Annotated in this window: 14 protein-coding genes; 11 read left to right on the top strand and 3 right to left on the bottom strand. The window is 61.5% G+C overall.

Annotated features, from left to right (window positions below):
* The first annotated feature begins 191 nt into the window (after positions 1-191).
* Together recA and recX are read left to right on the top strand one after the other, a co-directional pair.
* Entirely contained in the window at positions 192-1,325 is a 1,134-nt protein-coding gene (recA, locus tag AC1DUN_RS21635) for a recombinase RecA (RefSeq protein WP_477715784.1), read from the top strand.
* 71 nt (positions 1,326-1,396) lie between these two features.
* On the top strand, positions 1,397-1,885 hold the full coding sequence (gene recX, locus AC1DUN_RS21630; protein WP_477715783.1) for a recombination regulator RecX: 489 nt from the start codon (positions 1,397-1,399) through the stop codon (positions 1,883-1,885).
* 2 nt (positions 1,886-1,887) lie between these two features.
* Here recX and argC read toward each other — a convergent pair whose 3' ends face one another.
* Entirely contained in the window at positions 1,888-2,799 is a 912-nt protein-coding gene (argC, locus tag AC1DUN_RS21625; RefSeq protein WP_477715782.1) for an N-acetyl-gamma-glutamyl-phosphate reductase, read from the bottom strand.
* Between the two features lie 287 nt (positions 2,800-3,086).
* Between argC and sucC the strand changes: the two genes are divergently transcribed.
* The 9 genes from sucC (at position 3,087) to AC1DUN_RS21580 (ending at position 16,069) form a co-directional block, all read left to right on the top strand.
* On the top strand, positions 3,087-4,247 hold the full coding sequence (gene sucC / locus AC1DUN_RS21620) for an ADP-forming succinate--CoA ligase subunit beta (protein ID WP_007870246.1): 1,161 nt from the start codon (positions 3,087-3,089) through the stop codon (positions 4,245-4,247).
* Between the two features lie 18 nt (positions 4,248-4,265).
* Positions 4,266-5,159: a succinate--CoA ligase subunit alpha gene (gene sucD, locus AC1DUN_RS21615; protein WP_007870244.1), complete on the top strand. Its 894-nt coding sequence runs from the start codon at positions 4,266-4,268 to the stop codon at positions 5,157-5,159.
* A 107-nt stretch (positions 5,160-5,266) separates the two neighbouring features.
* On the top strand, positions 5,267-5,968 hold the full coding sequence (locus tag AC1DUN_RS21610; protein ID WP_477715781.1) for a TerC family protein: 702 nt from the start codon (positions 5,267-5,269) through the stop codon (positions 5,966-5,968).
* Positions 5,969-6,283: 315 nt separating this feature from the next.
* Positions 6,284-9,031: a CHASE2 domain-containing serine/threonine-protein kinase gene (locus AC1DUN_RS21605; RefSeq protein WP_477715780.1), complete on the top strand. Its 2,748-nt coding sequence runs from the start codon at positions 6,284-6,286 to the stop codon at positions 9,029-9,031.
* Between the two features lie 13 nt (positions 9,032-9,044).
* Positions 9,045-9,830, top strand: coding sequence for a Stp1/IreP family PP2C-type Ser/Thr phosphatase (locus AC1DUN_RS21600; RefSeq protein WP_074578987.1), 786 nt, complete (start codon positions 9,045-9,047; stop codon positions 9,828-9,830).
* A gap of 38 nt (positions 9,831-9,868) precedes the next feature.
* Positions 9,869-10,528 carry an FHA domain-containing protein gene (locus tag AC1DUN_RS21595; protein WP_477715779.1) on the top strand — a complete coding sequence of 220 codons (660 nt, stop codon included), beginning with the start codon at positions 9,869-9,871 and terminating at the stop codon, positions 10,526-10,528.
* A gap of 62 nt (positions 10,529-10,590) precedes the next feature.
* Positions 10,591-12,840, top strand: coding sequence for a CHASE2 domain-containing protein (locus tag AC1DUN_RS21590; protein ID WP_477715778.1), 2,250 nt, complete (start codon positions 10,591-10,593; stop codon positions 12,838-12,840).
* Positions 12,841-12,875: 35 nt separating this feature from the next.
* A complete protein-coding gene (locus AC1DUN_RS21585) occupies positions 12,876-13,667 on the top strand; it encodes a 3',5'-cyclic-nucleotide phosphodiesterase (RefSeq protein WP_007870228.1) in 792 nt (263 codons plus the stop codon).
* Positions 13,664-16,069, top strand: a complete 2,406-nt coding sequence (locus AC1DUN_RS21580; RefSeq protein ID WP_477715777.1) for a GspE/PulE family protein — start codon at positions 13,664-13,666, stop codon at positions 16,067-16,069. The genes AC1DUN_RS21585 and AC1DUN_RS21580 overlap by 4 nt, the downstream gene beginning before the upstream one ends.
* A gap of 182 nt (positions 16,070-16,251) precedes the next feature.
* On the opposite strand, the gene AC1DUN_RS21575 is transcribed toward AC1DUN_RS21580, so the two are convergent.
* Positions 16,252-18,108 carry an O-linked N-acetylglucosamine transferase, SPINDLY family protein gene (locus tag AC1DUN_RS21575; RefSeq protein WP_477715776.1) on the bottom strand — a complete coding sequence of 619 codons (1,857 nt, stop codon included), beginning with the start codon at positions 18,106-18,108 and terminating at the stop codon, positions 16,252-16,254.
* A 119-nt stretch (positions 18,109-18,227) separates the two neighbouring features.
* Positions 18,228-20,158: O-linked N-acetylglucosamine transferase, SPINDLY family protein (locus tag AC1DUN_RS21570; protein WP_477715775.1), on the bottom strand; the 1,931-nt coding region annotated here is incomplete at its 5' end.

Genomic DNA, 20,158 nt, shown 5'->3' with positions numbered 1-20,158 from the left:
GGGGCTGGGAGTGTCGTTTCTGCCATAAAAACCATGGTAAGCCATTTGATCAGGCAAACTGACTAAAAATAGGGTTTACTTATTTTTATAGCGCCCATAAAGTACTGGTCATGCATCCAGCGCTGTGATTAAAAGCAGAGGCCGGAATCCAGGCAACAAGTTTTACATCATTGATTTTCAAGGAGTTTTTCATGGAACTGACCAACAAGCTGAACCCCGCCCAGAACCCCGTGCAAAGCGCCGCCCTGAACACCGAAAAGGCCAAGGCCTTGCAAGCCGCGCTGGCCCAGATCGAAAAGCAGTTCGGCAAGGGCACCATCATGAAGCTGGGCGACGGCGAAGTGATTGAAGACATCCAGGTCGTTTCCACCGGCTCCCTGGGCCTGGACATCGCCCTGGGCGTGGGCGGCCTGCCGCGCGGCCGGGTGGTTGAGATCTATGGCCCGGAATCTTCGGGCAAGACCACGCTGACCCTGCAGGTCATCGCCGAAATGCAAAAACTGGGCGGCACCTGCGCCTTTGTGGATGCCGAGCACGCGCTGGACATCCAGTACGCGCAAAAGCTGGGCGTGAACCTGCAGGACCTGCTGATTTCCCAGCCCGACACCGGCGAGCAGGCGCTGGAAATCGTCGACTCCCTGACCCGCTCCGGCGCGGTGGACCTGATCATCGTCGACTCGGTGGCGGCGCTCACGCCCAAGGCCGAGCTTGAAGGCGAAATGGGCGACTCGCTGCCCGGCCTGCAGGCCCGTTTGATGAGCCAGGCGCTGCGCAAGCTCACCGCCACCATCAAGAAGGCCAACTGCACGGTCATCTTCATCAACCAGATCCGCATGAAGATTGGCGTGATGTTCGGCTCGCCCGAAACCACCACCGGCGGCAATGCGCTGAAGTTCTACGCCTCGGTGCGCCTGGACATCCGCCGCATCGGCTCGATCAAGAAGGGCGAAGAGGTGATCGGCAACGAGACCCGCGTCAAGGTGGTCAAGAACAAGGTGGCTTCTCCCTTCAAGACGGCGGAGTTCGACATTCTTTACGGCGAGGGCATCAGCCGCCTGGGCGAGGTGCTGGACCTGGGAGTGGCCGGCCACATCGTCGAGAAAGCCGGCGCCTGGTACGCCTTCAACGGCGAAAAAATCGGCCAGGGCCGCGACAACTCGCGTGAATTCCTTAAGGAAAACCCCGAACTCGCAATCGAGATTGAAAACAAGGTGCGTGAATCGCTGGGCATCCCTCTGGTGCAGGTTGCCGGCAGTGTCGACGCCCCGGCCGAGAAGCCGGCCAAGGCCGAAAAAACTGAAAAGCCCGCCAAAGCCGCAGCCTGATAGCTGGTAGCCAGCCTGGGAGCGGACAAGCGGCTGTCAAAGGCGGCGCTTGTGCGACCCCCATATTGACCATGGACAAGCCCTCAGATCGCAAACCCCCGAAACCCGCCACCCGTGCGGGTTTTGGCCTTTCGCTCAAGGGCCGCGCCCTGCGCTACCTGGCCGGGCGCGAGCATTCACGCGCCGAGCTGGAACGCAAACTCGCGTCCCATGAGGAAACGCCGGGCCAGCTGGCCCAGGTGCTGGACGACTTGCAGGCCAAGGATTTCATCAGTGAAGCGCGTGTGGTCGAATCGGTGATCAACCGGCGCGCGGGGCGTTTTGGCGCGGCGCGTATCAAGCATGAATTGCTGGGCAAAGGCCTCAGCGCGGAGCGCGTGGCCGGCGCCATGGACAGCCTCAAGGGCAGCGAGCTGGAACGCGCCCGCGAAATCTGGCGCAAAAAGTTCGAGGGGCCGGCGCCCGATGCGGCCGGCCGCGCCAAACAGATGCGCTTTCTGGCGGCCCGGGGCTTTGGCGGCGAGGTGATACGCCGCGTGGTGCAGGCAGATGAGGATTGAGCTTACAACCCGAGCATCAGCTTGAGGTTCTGCACAGCGGCGCCTGAAGCGCCCTTGCCCAGGTTGTCCAGCCGCGCCACCAGCACGGCCTGGCGGTGCTCTTCATTGGCGAACACGCGCAGTTCCATCTTGTTGGTGTCGTTGAGCGCCAGCGCATCGAGTTTGTTCGATTCGGGCGCGGCTTCCACGGTCACCCATTCGCTGCCGGCGTAATGTTTGGCCAGCATGTCCTGCAGCTGCGCGCCGGTCGGCTTGCCGGGCAGCAGGTCCAGGTGCAGCGGCAGCTGCACCAGCATGCCCTGCTTGAAATTGCCGACCGAGGGAATGAACACCGGGCGGCGTGACAGGCCGGTGTATTTCATGATTTCGGGCAGGTGCTTGTGCTTCAGGCCCAGGCCGTAGAGCTCAAACGCGGGCGCGGTGCCGGCTTCGTAGTCTTCAATCATCTGCCGCCCGCCGCCGGAGTAACCGCTCACGGCGGGAAGGCTCAGGGGGAAATCGGCCGGTATCGCGCCGGCGTCGACCAGCGGGCGTATCAGCGCGATCGCACCGGTGGCATAGCAGCCGGGGTTGCCGACACGATCAGCGGCGGCCACGGCGGCGCGCTGCGTCTGCGTGAGTTCGGGAAAGCCATAGACCCAGCCGGTCACGGTACGGTGCGCGGTGGAGGCGTCTATGACCTTGGGTTTTTTGCCTGTGAGCGAGTCGATCATGGCCACCGATTCGCGTGCCGCGTCGTCGTGCAGGCACAGGATCACCATATCCACCTGCGCCATCAGCGCGCGCTTGGCCGCCGCATCCTTGCGCAGTTCGGGCGCGATGCTGACCAGCTCGATCTGCGGCATGGCTTGCAGCCGCTCGCGGATTTGCAGGCCTGTGGTGCCGGCTTCTCCGTCAATAAAAACTTTGGGCATGAATGAGGACTTCCAGGGACTGCGAGAAAAAAGAAATATGCCAATAAGGCAAACACAGGGGGCGCCTTGGCAGGCCAAAAACACCTCAAAAATGCCCAATTCGGGGCTATTTTGGGGTGTAAGCCGGGCACAAGAATTGTGCGTCGCACCATGATACAGTTCTGCGTTGCTGCCTGCAGTGACCGCCGACGTGGTTTTTTGGGCCGGTGTGGCCTGTTTCCGACACCCCACAGCCCTGTCCAAATCCCAGTTGCACCCCCTCTTTTACTGAATTCTGAAGGTTTTTCATGAAAATTCACGAGTACCAGGGCAAGGAAATCTTGCGCAATTTTGGTGTGCCTGTGCCGCGCGGCATTCCGGCGTTCACGGTGCAGGAAGCGGTGGAAGCCGCCCAGAAGCTAGGCGGCCCGGTATGGGTGGTCAAGGCGCAGATCCACGCGGGCGGCCGCGGCAAGGGCGGCGGCGTGAAGGTCGCCAAGACCATTGAGGACGTCAAGCGCATCGCCGGCGAAATCCTGGGCATGCAGCTGAAGACGCACCAGACCGGCCCCGAAGGACAGAAGGTCCGCCGCCTCTATATTGAAGACGGCGCCGACATCCAGAAAGAATATTACGTCTCGGCCGTGACCGACCGTGAGTCGCAAAAAGTGGCCTTTATCGCCTCCAGCGAAGGCGGCATGGACATCGAAGAGGTGGCCCACTCCCACCCCGAAAAAATCATCAAGGTGTTTGTCGATCCGCTGGTCGGCATGACGGACGCCCAGGCCAAGGAAATCGCGAGCGGCATCGGCATGCCCGCCGACTCCGTGCCGCAGACCGTCGACATCCTGCAAAAGCTCTACAAGTGCTATATGGACACCGACGCCTCGCTGGTTGAAATCAACCCGCTGAACCGCAACAGCAAGGGCGAAGTCATGGCGCTGGACGCGAAGTTCAACTTCGACGCCAACGCGCTGTTCCGCCACCCCGAAATCGTCGCCTACCGCGACCTGGACGAGGAAGACCCGGCCGAAGTCGAAGCCAGCAAGTTCGACCTGGCCTACATCAGCCTGGACGGCAACATCGGCTGCCTGGTCAACGGCGCGGGCCTGGCCATGGCGACCATGGACACCATCAAGCTGTTCGGCGGCGAGCCGGCCAACTTCCTGGACGTGGGCGGCGGCGCAACGGCTGAAAAAGTCACCGAAGCCTTCAAGATCATGCTGAAGAACCCCGATGTCAAAGGCATCCTGGTCAACATCTTCGGCGGCATCATGAAGTGCGACACCATCGCCGACGGCGTCATCACCGCCTGCAAGGCCGTGAACCTCTCCGTGCCGCTGGTCGTGCGCATGAAGGGCACCAACGAAGACCTGGGCAAGAAAATGCTGGCCGACTCCGGTCTGCCCATCATTGCCGCAGACACCATGGCCGAAGCCGCGACCAAAATCGTGGCCGCCGTCAAGTAAGCCCAGGAGAACACAAGCATGTCGATCTACATCAACAAACACACCAAAGTCATCACCCAGGGCATCACCGGCAAGACCGGCCAGTTCCACACCCGCATGTGCCGCGACTACGCGAACGGCAAAGAGGCCTTTGTGGCCGGTGTGAACCCCAAGAAAGCCGGCGAAGACTTCGAAGGCATCCCGATTTTCGCCAACGTGACCGAGGCCGCCAAGGCCACCGGCGCCACGGTGTCCGTCATCTATGTGCCGCCCGCGGGCGCGGCCGCCGCGATCTGGGAAGCCGTGGAGGCCAACCTGGACCTGGCGATCTGCATCACCGAAGGCATTCCGGTCAAGGACATGCTGGAAGTGCGCAACCGCATGAAGGCCAAGGAAGCCGCCGGCGGCAAGAAAACCCTGCTGCTGGGCCCCAACTGCCCCGGCCTGATCACGCCCGACGAAATCAAGATCGGCATCATGCCCGGCCACATCCACCGCAAGGGCCGCATCGGCGTGGTCAGCCGCTCCGGCACGCTGACCTATGAAGCCGTGGCGCAGCTCACCGAAATCGGCCTGGGCCAGTCCAGCGCCGTCGGCATCGGCGGCGACCCGATCAACGGCCTCAAGCACATCGACGTGATGAAGGCCTTCAATGACGACCCGGACACCGACGCTGTCATCATGATCGGCGAAATCGGCGGCCCCGATGAAGCCGAAGCCGCCCAATGGTGCAAAGCCAACATGAAAAAACCCATCGTCGGTTTCATCGCCGGCGTGACGGCTCCGGCCGGCAAGCGCATGGGCCATGCGGGCGCGCTGATCTCCGGCGGCGCCGACACGGCCGATGCCAAGCTGGCCATCATGGAAGCCTGCGGCTTCACGGTGACGCGCAATCCCTCGGAAATGGGCAAGCTGCTCAAAGGGCTGCTGTGAATAAGCAGTAATACGAATTCCGGCGGAGGCAGCCGGGGCGTAAACTGAAAGCAACTTGAAAGAAAGCGCTCATTGGCGCTTTTTTTCATTCATAACAGGAGATAGCCATGATTTTCGGACTGGACCTCGCGTCCCCGCTTTTCTGGAGCGCTTTTGGCTCCATCATCCTCGCCAACATCGTGCTGTCGGGCGACAACGCCGTGGTGATCGCGATGGCGGCGCGCACGCTCAAGCCCGAGCAGCGCGGCAAGGCCATCTTCTGGGGCAGCGCCGCAGCCATCGTCATGCGTATCGTGCTGACCATTGTGGCCATCCAGCTGTTGACCCTGCCCTACCTGAAGCTCATAGGCGCCATCCTGCTGGTCTACATCGGCGTGGACCTGCTCAAGGGCGAGGAAGACGAAGACGGTGAAGGCCATGAAATCAACGGCATGATGGCCGCCATCCGCACCATCCTGATCGCCGACCTGGTCATGAGCCTGGACAATGTGCTGGCCGTGGCCGCCGCCGCCAAGGGCAACCTGCCGCTGCTGGTCCTGGGCCTGCTGGTGAGCATCCCGCTGATCATTTTCGGCGCCACCTTGCTGACCAAGGTCATGGAGCGTTTCCCCATCATCATCACCATAGGCGCCGCCCTGCTCGGCTTCCTGGCCGGCGAAATGCTGCTCACCGACCCGGCCGTGGCCGGCTATTTCGGCCCCGTCAGCGAGCAAACCGTGACCTTTGGCGGAATTCTGGGTGCCGTGCTGGTCGTGGCGCTGGGCACCTACCTCACCAAACGGCAGCAAAAAAACGCCCCCTCCGCCTGAATATCCGCCCGCCCGTCCCGCAGCCGCGGGGCGGAAGGCCTGCACTTGTCAGAAGCCCGCATGCCGCGGGCTTTTGCACATCTGCCGAAATACCACTTATTTGCAACAGTCGGCATGGCTGCCGTGCAAAAGTCCCTTGTCCAGCCGCACCCCGTCTGTTAATGTCCCTTATCAGGAGACTTGTAACCTGCCGAAACAAAGGGCGGCGGGCGGTGCTTGGTGCGCCAAAACGACGGCGTCGCCGGGCGGCCGGTAATACAAAGCAATTAAAAATCGTCTAGCTTATGCACAGCGAAACAGGACAAGGGACGGGTAGTGGCCAAATCATCTAGAAAGCTGAGTCAGTTCTGGCGGGCCGACTGGTTTGTCGGGGTCCTGGTGGTGCTGGCCGTCCTTTTTCTGCACGGGCTGACCGATTTCTTCGGCACGCTGGAGCGCCGCTATTACGACTACGCAAGCACCAGCACCTCGCGCCAGCCTTCCGACCGCATCGCGATCATCGCCATTGACGACCAGAGCATTGCCAACATCGGCCGCTGGCCCTGGCCGCGCGACGTGCATGCGCAGCTGATCGACCAGCTTTCGGCCGCCAAGGCCAAAACCATCGCGCACACGGCCTTTTTCTTTGAGCCGCAGACGGACCGCGGGCTGGTGTTCATCCGCAAGATGAAGGAAGCGCTCGGCCCGGCCGCCGATCCGGCGACGGCGGCTCAGGGTGGGCTGCCCGAGCAGCTCGGCAAGGTCATCGCCGAGGCCGAAGTCGCCCTGGACACAGATGCCAAGCTCGCGGCCAGTATGAGCAAGGCCGGCAATGTCCTGGTGTCCTCGGTTTTTCAGTTGGGGGTGCCGCAGGGCCGTCCCGACAACCCGCTGCCGCCTTATGCCCTGAAGAGTGCTCTGGATGAGACCAACGGCTTTTCGCTGGCGGCGCTGCGCGGACAGCAGCCCATAGAAATCATCGGCAATGCGGCTGCGGGCATAGCGCATCTGAACCAGATCACCGATGTGGATGGTGCAGTGCGGCAAGAGCCGCTGCTCGTCAATTACTTCGGCAAAGCGGTACCGTCCATGAGTCTTCTGGTGGCGGCTAAGAGCCTGAACCTTGGGCCGGCCGATATCAAGCTCAATACGGGTGAATCGGTGCAAATCGGCAAACTGATCATCAAGACGGACGAAGCTGCCCTGATGCTTCCGCAGTTTTATCGCGGCAAAGATGGTCGCCCCGCATTTACTGTGGACTCCTTCTACGACGTGATGTCCGGCAAGATCCCAGCCAGCAAATATGCCGACAAGATCGTGATCATCGGCTCAACGGCTACCGGCGAAGGAACTCGGTTCACTACGCCTGCCGGCCCAGGGCTTTCACCCGTTGAAACCATGGCGCACATCACCTCCAGTATTCTGAGCGAGCACTTTATCGTGCAGCCCGCGTGGGGCCTGTGGGTCACGTTGGGGGCGATGCTGGTAGTGTCGGCCTATTTGATCGCGGGCTTGCCCCGTTTGTCCGCAGGCAAAGCGGCCATCATTACGCTGGCTCTCTTCGTGGTTCTGCTAGTAACCGAATTCACCCTGCTGTCGGCGTCAGCTCGCTGGCTTCAATTCGTGTTTCCTGCTTCGCTGCTGGTCATAGGCCACCTGGCGCTGACCACCAAGCGCTTCCTCATGACCGAGGCGGGCAAGCTCAAGTCCGACGAAGAGTCGGCCGAAACCAACCGCATGATGGGCCTGGCGCTGCAAGGCCAGGGCCAGCTGGACATGGCTTTTGACCGCTTCCGCCGCGTGCCCTTCACCGACGCGCTGATGGACAACATGAACAACCTCGCGCTGGACTTCGAGCGCAAGCGGCAGTTCAACAAGGCCCAGGCCGTGTATGAGTACATGGCCACCTATAACAAGAACCACAAGGACCTGCAGTCCAAGCTCAACCGCGCCAAAAACCTGTCGGAGACGGTCATCCTGGGCGGCGGCGGTTCCCACCCCGGCGGCACCATGCTGCTGGACGGCGGAGCCGTCGAAAAACCCATGCTGGGCCGCTACCAGGTGGAAAAAGAGCTGGGCAAGGGCGCCATGGGCGTGGTCTATCTCGGCAAGGACCCCAAGATAGGCCGTGTCGTGGCCATCAAGACCATGGCGCTGAGCCAGGAGTTCGAGGGCGAGGAACTCGACGACGCGCGCGAGCGCTTCTTCCGCGAGGCCGAGACGGCCGGGCGCCTGCAGCACCAGAACATCGTGACGATTTTTGATGCGGGCGAGGAGCATGACCTGGCCTACATCGCAATGGAATTCCTCAAGGGCAAGGACCTGGCCGACGTCACCAAGGACGGAAGCCTGCTGCCGGTGCCCAAGGTCCTGTCCATCGTGGCGCGGGTGGCCGAAGCCCTGGCCTATGCGCACAAGCAGAACGTGGTGCACCGGGATATCAAGCCGGCCAACATCATGTATGAGATCGACAGCGATACGGTGAAGGTGACCGACTTCGGCATCGCCCGCATCACCGACTCCAGCAAGACCAAGACCGGCCTGGTGCTGGGCACGCCCAGCTTCATGTCGCCCGAGCAGATCGCCGGCAAGAAGGTCGACGGGCGCTCGGACCTGTATTCGCTGGGGGTCATGCTGTTCCAGATGCTGGCCGGCGTGTTGCCTTTCCGGGGCGATTCGATGGCCGAGTTGATGTACAAGATCGCCAACGAAGAGGCGCCGGACATCCGCATCATCCGCAAGGAGCTGCCCGCCCGGCTGGCCGAGGTGGTCGCGCTGTCGCTGGCCAAAAAGCCCGAGCTTCGCTACCAGGACGGCGACCGTTTCGCCGCCGACCTGCGCGAAATCATCGCGGCCATGGACGGCGGCGCACCCCTGTCCGCCCCCGCGCCGTCTCCCCATTCCGCCCCGCCGGCCGCGCCCGCGGCCACATTCGACGCCACGGTGGTGCAATCCGCCCCCGCCGCACAGGCGGCCGAGCCCAGGGCCTATGATGCCACCCAGGCCTTGAATGCCGGCGGCGCCCAGACCTTCGAAAAAACCGTTGTCTCCAGGCCGCCCGCCGCCGACAAAGATACCCAGTGACAGCACGAACAAGATGATTTACGAGATTTGTACACATACCGACCCAGGGCTGACGCGGGACAACAACGAAGATGCGGTGGCGTTTGACCCGGCGACGCGGCTTTGCATCCTGGCGGACGGCATGGGCGGCTACAACGCCGGCGAAATCGCCAGCGGCATGGCCGTGGCCTTCATCAAGTCGGAAATGGGACGCTGGCTGTCCCAGGCCGGCCGGCATGCGAATGCCAAGGAAGTGCGCCGGGCAATGGAAATCTGCGTGGAAAACGCCAACCATTCGATTTTCAACGCGGCCAACTCCAACCCCCAGTACACGGGCATGGGCACCACGCTGGTCGTGGGCGTCTTCCAGGACGGGCGCCTGATGCTGGGCCATATCGGCGATTCGCGCTGCTACCGCCTGCGCGGCCAGGAACTCCAGCAGATCACCAAGGACCATTCGCTGCTCCAGGAGCAGATCGACGCCGGGCTGATCACGCCCGAGCAGGCGCTGACCTCCCTGAACAAGAACCTGGTGACACGCGCCCTGGGCGTGGAAGACACCGTGCTGGTGGAGGTCAACGAGCACCGCGTGGAGCCGGGTGATCTTTACCTGATGTGTTCCGACGGCCTGTCGGACATGGTGGTGGACCCGGGTATTGCCGCCATCCTGACGGGCGCCGGGACGCTGGAGCAGAAGTCAAAGCAGCTGATTGCGGCGGCGAACGAGGCCGGCGGACGCGATAATATTTCCGTCTTGCTGGCTTATGCGAAAGAAGACTCGGCCAAGCGCGGCCTTTTGTCGAGAATGCTGGGAAAATAAGCGGTGACTGAAAATTTAAAAACAGACAGGAGTCGGCCATGCCGAAAATGATCGTCTCTATTGACGGCGTTGTGATCAAGGAAGTCCAGTTGACGAAAGACAGGACGTCCCTGGGCCGCAGGCCCTACAACGATATCGTCATTGACAACCTCGCTGTCAGCGGGGAGCACGCCGTCCTGCAGATGTCCGGCAACGAGGTGTATCTTGAAGACCTCAACAGCACCAACGGCACCTACGTCAACGGCAAGGCCGTGAAAAAACTGTTGCTGCAAAACAGCGACACGGTGGAAATCGGCAAGTACAAGATCAAGTACGTGAACGAGGCCCAGCCTGCCGGTTTTGAGAAAACCATGATCATCAAGGCCGGCTCCGCGGGCCTGGTCGCTCCTGCCGCCGGTGCGCCGGCGGCGGCGCCCGCCGCCGACGTGGGCGGCAACATCAGCGCCGCCATCAAGGTCATGTCGGGGGCCGCTGCCGGCCGCGAAGTGGCGCTGGTCAAGGTGGTGACCACCATCGGCAAGCCGGGCGTCGCGGTGGCCGCGATCACCAAACGACCCCAGGGCTTTGTCGTGGCCCACGTGGAAGGGGCCGGGAAGCCGACCCTCAACGGTGCGCCTATCGGGGCCGAGCCTGTCGTCCTGAAAAACGGCGACATGCTTGAGCTGGCCGGAACGCAGATGCAGTTCGTCCAACATTGACCCGGGTGCCCGCCCGGGCTTCGCCGTAACGCGGACCGTCAGCACCCAACACCCGAGGTCTCATGAGACTCCTCTCCAGGCACTGGCCCCGCATCGCTGTCACGCTGATCCCGCTTGTGTTTGCCCTGCTGCATGCCGGCGGAGTCATGCGCCTCGGGGTGCTGCAGCGGCTGGACGACATCATCTACGACGCGCGGCTTCGGGCAACGATGCCGCGCACGCTCGATGAACGCATCGTCATCGTCGACATCGACGAAAAAAGCCTGGCCGAGGTCGGCCGCTGGCCCTGGGGACGCAACAAGCTCGCGGAGCTGGTCGAGGAACTGCAGGACCGCCAGAAGACGGCCTTGCTGGGCTTTGACGTGGTGTTCGCCGAGGCCGATGAAAGCTCGGGCCTGAAACGGCTCAAGCAGCTGGCGCTGGCCGAGCTCAAGGACCAGCCCGGTTTCGCTGAAAAACTCAACCAGCTGCAGGCCGGGCTGGACTATGACGCGGTGTTCGCCAAGGCGATCGAAAAGCGGCCCGTCGTGATGGGCTATTACTTCACCAGCGACCGCGACGGGCGCGTCAACGGCGTCCTGCCGGCGCCAGTCATGGGCCGCGATGCGCTGGCCGGCCGCCCCATCAAGTTCACCAGCTGGAACGGCTACGGCGCCAACATCGAACAACTGGCCAAAGCCGCGCCGCTGGGCGGCTTTTTCAATTCCATCACCGAGGGCGACGGCGTGGTGCGCTCCATCCCCCTGCTGGCGGAATACAAGGGGCAATACTACGAATCGCTGGCGCTGGCCATGTTCCGCATGCTGGCGGGCCTGCCCCGGGTCGAGCCCGGGTTCCCGCCGGAAAAATTCCTTACGCGCAATTACCAGGGGCTGGAAAGCATATTGCTCAAGCAGGGTAGCAAGACCCTGGCGATTCCGGTTGATGACCGGGTCGCCACCTTGGTGCCGTTCCGGGGCCATGGCGGTGCCAACGGCGGCTCCTTCCGTTACATCTCGGCGGCCGACGTGCTGGGCAAGCGCCTGGCGCCCGGCGCGCTCAAGGACAAAATCGTCCTGATAGGCACCACGGCACCCGGCCTGCTTGATTTGCGGGTGACGCCGGTCGGGGAGACCTACCCCGGCGTGGAAACCCATGCCAACGTGATCTCGGGTTTCCTGGACGGTAAGGTCTTCGTCAAGCCCGATTACGCCGTCGGCTTTGAGATTGTCATCCTGCTGCTGTCGGGCCTGACGCTGGCTTTCGCGCTGCCCATGCTCTCGGCTTCCCGTGCGGTCGGGGTCAGCCTGGCCGTGATCGCCGCCATCGGCGGGCTGAATTTCTGGCTGTATGCGGGTTACGGCCTGGTGCTGCCGCTGGCCAGCGCGCTGGTCATGGCACTGACGGCCTTCGCGCTCAACATGAGCTACGGCTATTTCGTGGAAAGCCGCTCCAAGCGCGAGCTGGCCAACCTGTTCGGCACCTATGTACCGCCCGAGCTGGTCGACGAGATGGTGAAAGACCCCGACAGTTACAACATGAAGGCGACCACCAAGGAGCTGACCGTCATGTTCTGCGACATGCGCGGCTTCACCAAGATGTCGGAGACCATGGAGCCGACCCAGCTGCAGGCGCTGCTCAACAGCGTCTTCAGCCGCCTGACGGACCTGATACGCGGCAACCGCGGCACCATCGACAAATACATGGGCGACTGCGTCATGGCGTTCTGGGGTGCCCCTGTCGACACGCCCGACCACGCCGCGCTGGCCGTGAAAACCGCGCTCGAGATGTCAAACGCCGTGCGCAGGATCAATGAAGAGCACAGGACCAAGGGTTTACCCGAGATCGGCATCGGCATAGGCCTGAACACCGGCACCATGTGCGTGGGCGATATGGGATCGGACATCCGCCGCAGCTACACCGTGATCGGCGACGCCGTGAACCTGGGCTCGCGCCTGGAGGGCTTGTCCAAAACCTATGGTGTCGATATCGTGGTCAGCGAGTCCACCCGCAAACTGGCTGGGGACTTTGCATGGCAGGAGCTGGACAAAGTCCGCGTGAAGGGCAAAGATCAGGCTGTGGCCATTTTTTGGCCGTTGGCGCCGGCGGACCGGATTGACAAGGACAATGCCGACGAATTGAAGACTTGGGGCCTGGCTTTGAAGGCCTACCGGGCCCAGGATTGGGACCAATGTGACGTGCAGTTACTAAATTTGCAGCGAGCAAATGGCAAAAAGTTCCTTTACCGGCTGTATGCGGAGCGTGTAGCCTCGATGAGGTTGCTGCCGTTTGATCCGGAGTGGGATGGCGCAACCAATTTTGAGACCAAATAATACAAAGACCAACTCAGGGCCAACCGGAAAACCACATGAAAGTACGTGTACTAGGCTGCTCGGGAGCCATCGCCAAGGACTGCCGGACCACGTCTTTTCTGCTGGACCATGATTTGCTGGTCGATGCGGGCACGGGCGTGGGCGACCTCACGCTCGACGAAATGGCCGGCATAGACCACGTGCTGCTGACGCACTCGCACCTGGACCATGTCGCCGCGCTGCCGCTGATGGTGGACGCTATCGCGGCGCGGCGCACCACGCCGATACAGATACACGCACTGCAAGGCACGATCAACGCGCTGAAGGCGCATATCTTCAACAACACCATCTGGCCGGATTTTTCCAGGATTCCCACGCCGCAGGCGCCGTTCGTCAGCTTTCACCCCCTGGATGTGGGGCAGACCCTGCTGCTGGCGGGAAAGCACGTGGAAGTGCTGCCCGCCGTGCACACCGTGCCGGCCGTGGGATACGCCGTGGCCACCGGCAAGGGCTGCTGGGTATTCACCGGCGACACCGAGCAGAACCCGGCGCTGTGGGCCCGCATCAACCAGATGAACGTGGCCATGCTGGTCATCGAAACCGCCTTCAGCAACCGCGAGCGTGACCTTGCCAAGCGCAGCCTGCATCTGTCGCCCCATGCGCTGGCCAACGAGCTCGACTGCATAGAGCGCGGCAAAAATTATCCGATTTACATCACCCACACCAAGCCCGCCGAGACCGACCTCATCATGGCCGAGATACAGCGTTTCGACCAGACACGGCCGTTTGGCCCCAATGTGACGCACGACATCCGGTGGTTGCGGGCAGGCCAGGAGTTTGAACTATGAGCGCCGTATTGCAACGCGATCCCCAGGACGAATTTTTCGACTCGCAGATGCTGCCGCCGCAGGAGCGCGGCGTTACTTTCGAGGCACTGTACTTCCGGCAGCTGCAGCTGGTCACCAACCGCATCCATGAGACCGAAAACATCGACCAGATCATGCTGGAGGCGAGCCAGGACATCTGCAAGCTCTTCAACGCCGACCGGCTGACCCTGTACGCCGTCAACGAGGACCGCACATCCATCGTCTCCAAGGTCAAGACCGGCCTCAACACCAGCCGCGACCTGAAGCTTCCGGTCAGCGCGCAAAGCATCGCCGGCTATGTGGCCATGTCCCGGCAGATGGTCAACATCGCCGATGTCTACGACGAAGAGGCCCTCAAGAAAATCCACCCGGCCCTGAGCTTCCTCCAGGAGGTCGACAAGCGCTCGGGCTACAGGACCAAGCAGATGCTGGTGGCGCCCGTCATGGACGGCGACACGCTGTACGGCGTGCTTCAGGTCATCAACAACCGCAGCGACCAGCCCTTCGGCAAGCTCGAGGAGGACGGCGCGCGCCAGCTCTGCAAAACGCTGGGTATCGCAATACGCCAGCGCATGCAGAGGGCGGAGGACGGCCAGCGCCGCAAGGCGACCAAGTACGACGGGCTGGTTGCCGAAGGCGTGCTGTCGCAGGACGAACTGCAGCAATGCATCCAGCAGGCGCGCGAGGAAGGCAAGTCGGTCGAGCATGTGCTGATGGCCAACTACCGCATCCGCCCCAACCAGATCGGCCAGTCCCTGGCGAAGTTTTTCGGCGTGGGCTACGAGCCCTTCAACACCGGCCGCATACGCTCCGAAATGCTGCACGGCCCGCTCAAACGCGAGTTCATCGAGCAGCAAGGCTGGATGCCGCTGGAGGAAACCACCGAAGGCCTGGTGATCATGTGCATGGACCCGGAAGCCGTGCGCGGGGCGCGCGTCGTGCCGCAGGTGTTTCCACGCATCACCAAGTTTGCCTACCGCGTCACCACCCAGACCGAGTTTGAGGAGACGCTGAACCAGCTGTTCGGCGCCGGCGCGGACAGCAGTTCCATCGACCAGTTGCTGGCGGACATGGACTCGCCGCTGGAAGGCGAATCCGCCGACGATTCCTCGCTGGAATCCGCGGCGGCCGACAACGAGCTGGTCAAGTTCGTCAACAAGGTCATCATCGACGCCTACAACCAGAAGGTGTCGGACATCCACATTGAGCCCATGCCCGGCAAGGCAAAGACCGGCATCCGTTTCCGCGTGGACGGCACTCTGCAGCCCTATATCGAAGTGCCGGCGCAGTTCCGCCAGGCCATGGTCACCCGGCTCAAGATCATGTGCGACCTGGACATTTCCGAAAAGCGCAAACCGCAGGACGGCAAGATCAAGTTCAAGAAATACGGCCCGCTCGACATCGAGCTGCGCGTGGCCACGATTCCCTCGGCCGGTGGCGTGGAAGACGTGGTCATGCGGATCCTGGCCGCGGGCGAGCCGATTCCGCTGGAAAAGCTCGGGCTGACGGCCCATAACAAGGAGCGGCTGGAAAAAACCGTCTCCAAGCCCTACGGCCTCTTTTATGTCTGCGGCCCCACCGGCTCGGGCAAGACCACGACGCTGCATTCCATCCTGAAATTCCTCAACACGCCGGACACCAAGATCTGGACGGCGGAGGACCCGGTTGAAATCACCCAGAAAGGCCTGCGCCAGGTGCAGATCAACCGCAAAGCCGGCATCGACTTCGCGCTGGTCATGCGCGCCTTCCTGCGGGCCGACCCCGACATCATCATGGTCGGCGAGTCGCGCGACAAGGAAACGGTGGCCATGGGCGTCGAGGCTTCGCTGACGGGCCACATGGTGTTCTCGACCCTGCACACCAACTCGGCGCCCGAATCCATCACGCGCCTGCTTGACATGGGCATGGACCCCTTCAATTTTGCCGACGCGCTGCTGGGCATCCTGGCGCAGCGCCTGGCCAAAAAATTATGCGACTGCAAGGAGGCTCATGTCTTGAGTTCGCAGGAAATCAAGGATTTCATCAAGGAATATTCCGAAGAGCTGCGACACACCGACGCCTGGAAGGCCGATGAGGGCGGCGAGTCGCAAAAGCTGTTTGAAGACTGGATGGAGCGCTACGGCAAGGACGGCAAGCTCACCGTGTACCGCGCCGTGGGCTGCGATAAATGCGGCAAGACCGGCTACAAAGGCCGTGTCGGCCTGCACGAACTCATGATCGCCGACGACGCCGCGAAAAAACTGATCCAGGAGCGCGCCCGTGTCGCGGAACTGTTCGCCAGCGCGGTCAGCAGCGGCATGCACACGCTGAAGATGGACGGCATGGAGAAAGTGCTGATGGGCCTGACTGACTTGAAGATGGTTCGCTCGGTCTGCATCAAATGACGAGGAGGGCTCAACGATGTTTTGCGGCCCATGCAATTGCGTTTAAGGATGAACCTGCTGAGGAGCAATACGCGCTGCTTGGGAATACGTGGGATCTGTAGACGAATAGTTCAAGGCTCAAGTGGGGCGGCCTAGACCTGATAGTTTGAGCGGCGGAGTTTGGAATGGTTGCTTTGGGTGGCTTATGCCTGAGGCGACTGTGTTGCGCACCATGTCTGCCACATCCCCCGGAGCGCAACTTCAAAGTGTTTGGCAAAGCGGGGAGCGTCAAAAATGGGCGAATCCAAAACCCGCTGCCGTAAACCACTGCGCAGCAATGCCAGGCTCTGCAGATCACCGGCATGCAATATCACGCGGCGAACATAGTCCTCAGGATCGGAGGAAATCCAGTCAGGTAAGCCCACATTCATCATCACGCCGACGCCCTGGCGTGCCAGGAGGTGTTTGCCGGCCATGGTTACCGTCGGAACGCCCATCCACAGCGCTTCCACCGTCGTGGTTCCACCGGTGTATGGAAAAGGGTCGAGGGCGATATCCACCCGGTGATAGGCCGCCAGATACTCTGTGCGTGGAACCGCTTCGGCCAGTGTGAGGCGTTCGGCGTCGATGCCATGTATCGAAAATTTTTCAATAACCTCTTTTTGTATGGAGACCTCCGTAAACTGCGGGGCCATCAGGAAGAGGCGGCTCTCGGGTAGTGACAGCAGAATTTCGGCCCACAGGGCCACTACGGCGTCTGTCATCTTCGTCAAATTGTTGAAACAACCCAAAGTCAGCCGTCCCGAAGAAATTGCCGGAAGCGGGTTGACGCATAGATCGACCGCGGGTGGCGTGAAGCACAGCCGGGTTTCCGGCAACCGCCAGACTTTTTCGGTGAAGTTGGATTCCTCGCTTGCCGGCAATGTCCATGGATCGGCAATGAAGTAATCGATTGCGGGAACCCCCGTGGTTGCAAAATATCCCAGCCAGCTGATCTGTACCGGAGCCGGCTTCCATGCGAACACGGGCAGACGGTTCGATGCGGTGTGCCCTGAGAGATCGATAAGGATATCTATTCCGTCATTGCGGATTTGCTGGGCTACTACTTCGTCGGGTAGCCCGGTGATTTCACGCCATCCGTGGAAGCAGCTTTTGATTCGCGTGGTGGTGTCGTCGGCATTGAGAACAACAGGATACGCAAACAGCTCAAATTTGCCGGCTGTCTGTGTTCTGAATGCGGCGATAACCGCCTCAAAAAAGTACCCCACCGGATGCGCGCACAGGTTTGCCGACACAACGCCCACCCGCAGGCATCGCTGCGGGTCGGGAGAGCGGTCCCATGCCGTAAAGGGGTGAGCCAGGCGCATGACCAGCTCGCCGTACTGCTTGGCGTCGGCCAGCCGCTCATCTTCCGAAAGTTCACTCAGGAAATTTTGCACCAGGAGCAAATTGCTGCAGGCTCCCGCAAAATTCGGATTGACCCGCAAGGCCTCCCGGAAATTGACAAGCGCCTTTTCAGGTTGGCCCAGAATGCAGAGAATGGCACCCAGATTGTTGTAGGCTTCGGCGGAATCTGACGTGATCTTGATCGCAGTTTGGTAACAGGCAAGTGCATCGTAGGGCTTTCCAAGCTCCCGAAGCGCAACGCCTAACGTTATATGCGCATCCGAAAAGTCCGGTTTTAACGCGATGGCTCGCCGACAGGCCGCGATTCCCGCATCTGTCTGTCCCAGCCGAAGGTGCGCATTTCCGACGTTGTAGTGAAGGGCTGCCGAGTCGGATTTGAATTCCAGGGCTTTTTCATAAGCCTCCAGCGCCTTTGCTGAATCGCCTCGATCTAAAAAAATATTGCCGCGGTTGAAGTGTGCTCTTGCCAGCTCTGGCATCAGGTCGATCGCCGAGTCGTAGCAGCGCAGGGCCTCGTCAATCTGGCCCAGCTTTTCCAGGGTCATGCCTTCTTCGAGCTTGCGCTCGGCGTTTGCCTGCGCAAACTCCATCGTGCCGGGATCGCTTTTGGAATCGTGAGTTTCCGCTTTCAGCCAGCGACCAAATAGCCTCATTTCTCGCCTTTTCGGTTTTTAGTGGGATCGACCACTTTTATCACGGTAGATACGCCGGCGCGTTCGTCCCGGCCTGGTCCTGCAGGGTTTTGGGCGTGATCCCATCGGCTCTGATAGTGTTAACGGTCATTGGTATGGGAACACCACTTTCGCCATATTCCTCGCAAGGCGTCTTCAAAATGGCGGGCAAACCTCGGCGCATCAAAGAGGGGTGAGGCCAGCACCTGTTCCCTCATGCCGGCGCGCAGCGATGCCAGGCGCAGCAAGTCGGAGGCATGTGAGACCGCCTTCCTCACGTAATCATCGGCATCGTCAGCCACCCAGTCCGGCAAGCCGGCGGTCATCAGCAATCCAACACCCTGGCGGGCCAGAAAGCTCTTGCCCGCCAGTGTCAGCACCGGCACGCCCATCCACAGGGCCTCAGCCGTGGTGGTTCCACCCGTGTAAGGAAATGGATCCAGGGCGATATCGACCTGCTGGTAGGTCGCAAGATAGGCCGCGCGGGGCACCGCGCCCTGTACGATCAGCCTGTCGGCAGTGATGCCGTGCACGGCGAAACGTTCGGCAACGCTGCGCTGCACGCGGACTTCGTGGTCGCGCGGCGCCATGAGATGCAAGCGACTTCCAGGCACGGCATGCAGCACGCGAGCCCACAGTGCAACAACGGCATCGTTCATCTTTGACGGAGCATTGAAGCAGGCAAAGGTCACGTACCCATTACTCAGAGCGGGAAGCGGCGTGACGCCCACGTCGAACGCGGGTGGCGTGAAGCACAGCCGGGTTTCCGGCAGGCGCAGGATCTTCTCCGTGAAATTGCCCTCTTCGCTTTCCGGCAGGGTCCATGGATCGGCAATCAGGTAGTCGATGGCCGCGACACCCGTGGTGGCGAAATAACCCAGCCAGCTGATCTGCACGGGGGCGGCCTTCCAGGCAAAAAACGGCAGGCGGTTCTTGCCGGTATGCCCGGAGAGGTCAATCAGGATATCGATCTCGTCGTCGCGGACACGCTTGGCCAGGACTTCATCGGGTTGCCCCACCGTCAGGTACCAGCCTTGCAGGTGGGCCTTGAGCCGCTCCGTGACATCGTCGGCATCCGGCGAGTTGGAGTAGGCAAAGAGTTCCAGCCGTCCGGCCGCTTCGGTCGATAAAGCCGCCAGCACGTTCTCGATAAAGTAACCCACGGGATGTGAGCGCAAGTCTGCCGAGACGAAGCCGATACGCAGGCGTCTGTCGGGATCCGCGTGGTTCCTCAGGCTGACGGGGGGCGGGGCCAATCCGGCAACCATCGTGCCGAAGCGCCGGGCCTCATCCCGCAACTGGTCGGGTGAAAGGTCCGGTAAAAAATGCTGGGTCAACAAAAGGTTGCTTTGCGCGATAGGGAAATCAGGCTTGATGGCCAGCGCGTTGCGGTAACTTTTCAGCGCATCGTCGAATTGGCCAAGTTCTTTGAAGGCGGCACCCAGGTTGTGGTGCACCTCGGCATTCTGGGGCTCGAGTTCGAGCGCCTTGCTATAACTTGCCGCAGCTTCGTCGAATAACTGCAACCCCATGAAGATGTCGCCGAGATGGCAATGGGTGTTGACAAAATCAGGTTTGAGTTCCGCTGCGCGTTGAAGGGCGGGCATGGCATCACGCAACTGGCCCAGTGAGCGCAAGACCAAACCCAGGCTGTAGAGTATGTCCACATTGTCGGGCTCGAGTTCCAGCATCTGACGGTAAGCGATCACCAGCTCGCTGGAGCGCCCAAGCCGTTTCAGGAGGTCGGCCTGTTTTTCAAGGGCTGGGACATGGTCGGGCTTGATCTTCAAGGCGCGGTGGTAGCTCTCCACGGCTGCTTCGTCCTGCCCCATCTCTTCCAGCGCCGCCCCCAGGGCGACTTCCGCCTCCACGAACTCTGGCTTGAGTGCGAGTGCCCGTCGATAGGCCTGCGCGGCCGCCTCATGCTGAGCCAGCCGTGCGTGGGCGGCCCCGATGTTGAAGTGGGCGCCGGCCGAGTCCGGTTTATATTGCACAGCCTTGGCAAAAGCCCCTAGTGCATCCTGTGCATCGC

It is taken from the genome of Polaromonas sp. P4_F6, from assembly GCF_056401275.1.
This window is presented reverse-complemented; position numbering and strand designations above follow the sequence as displayed.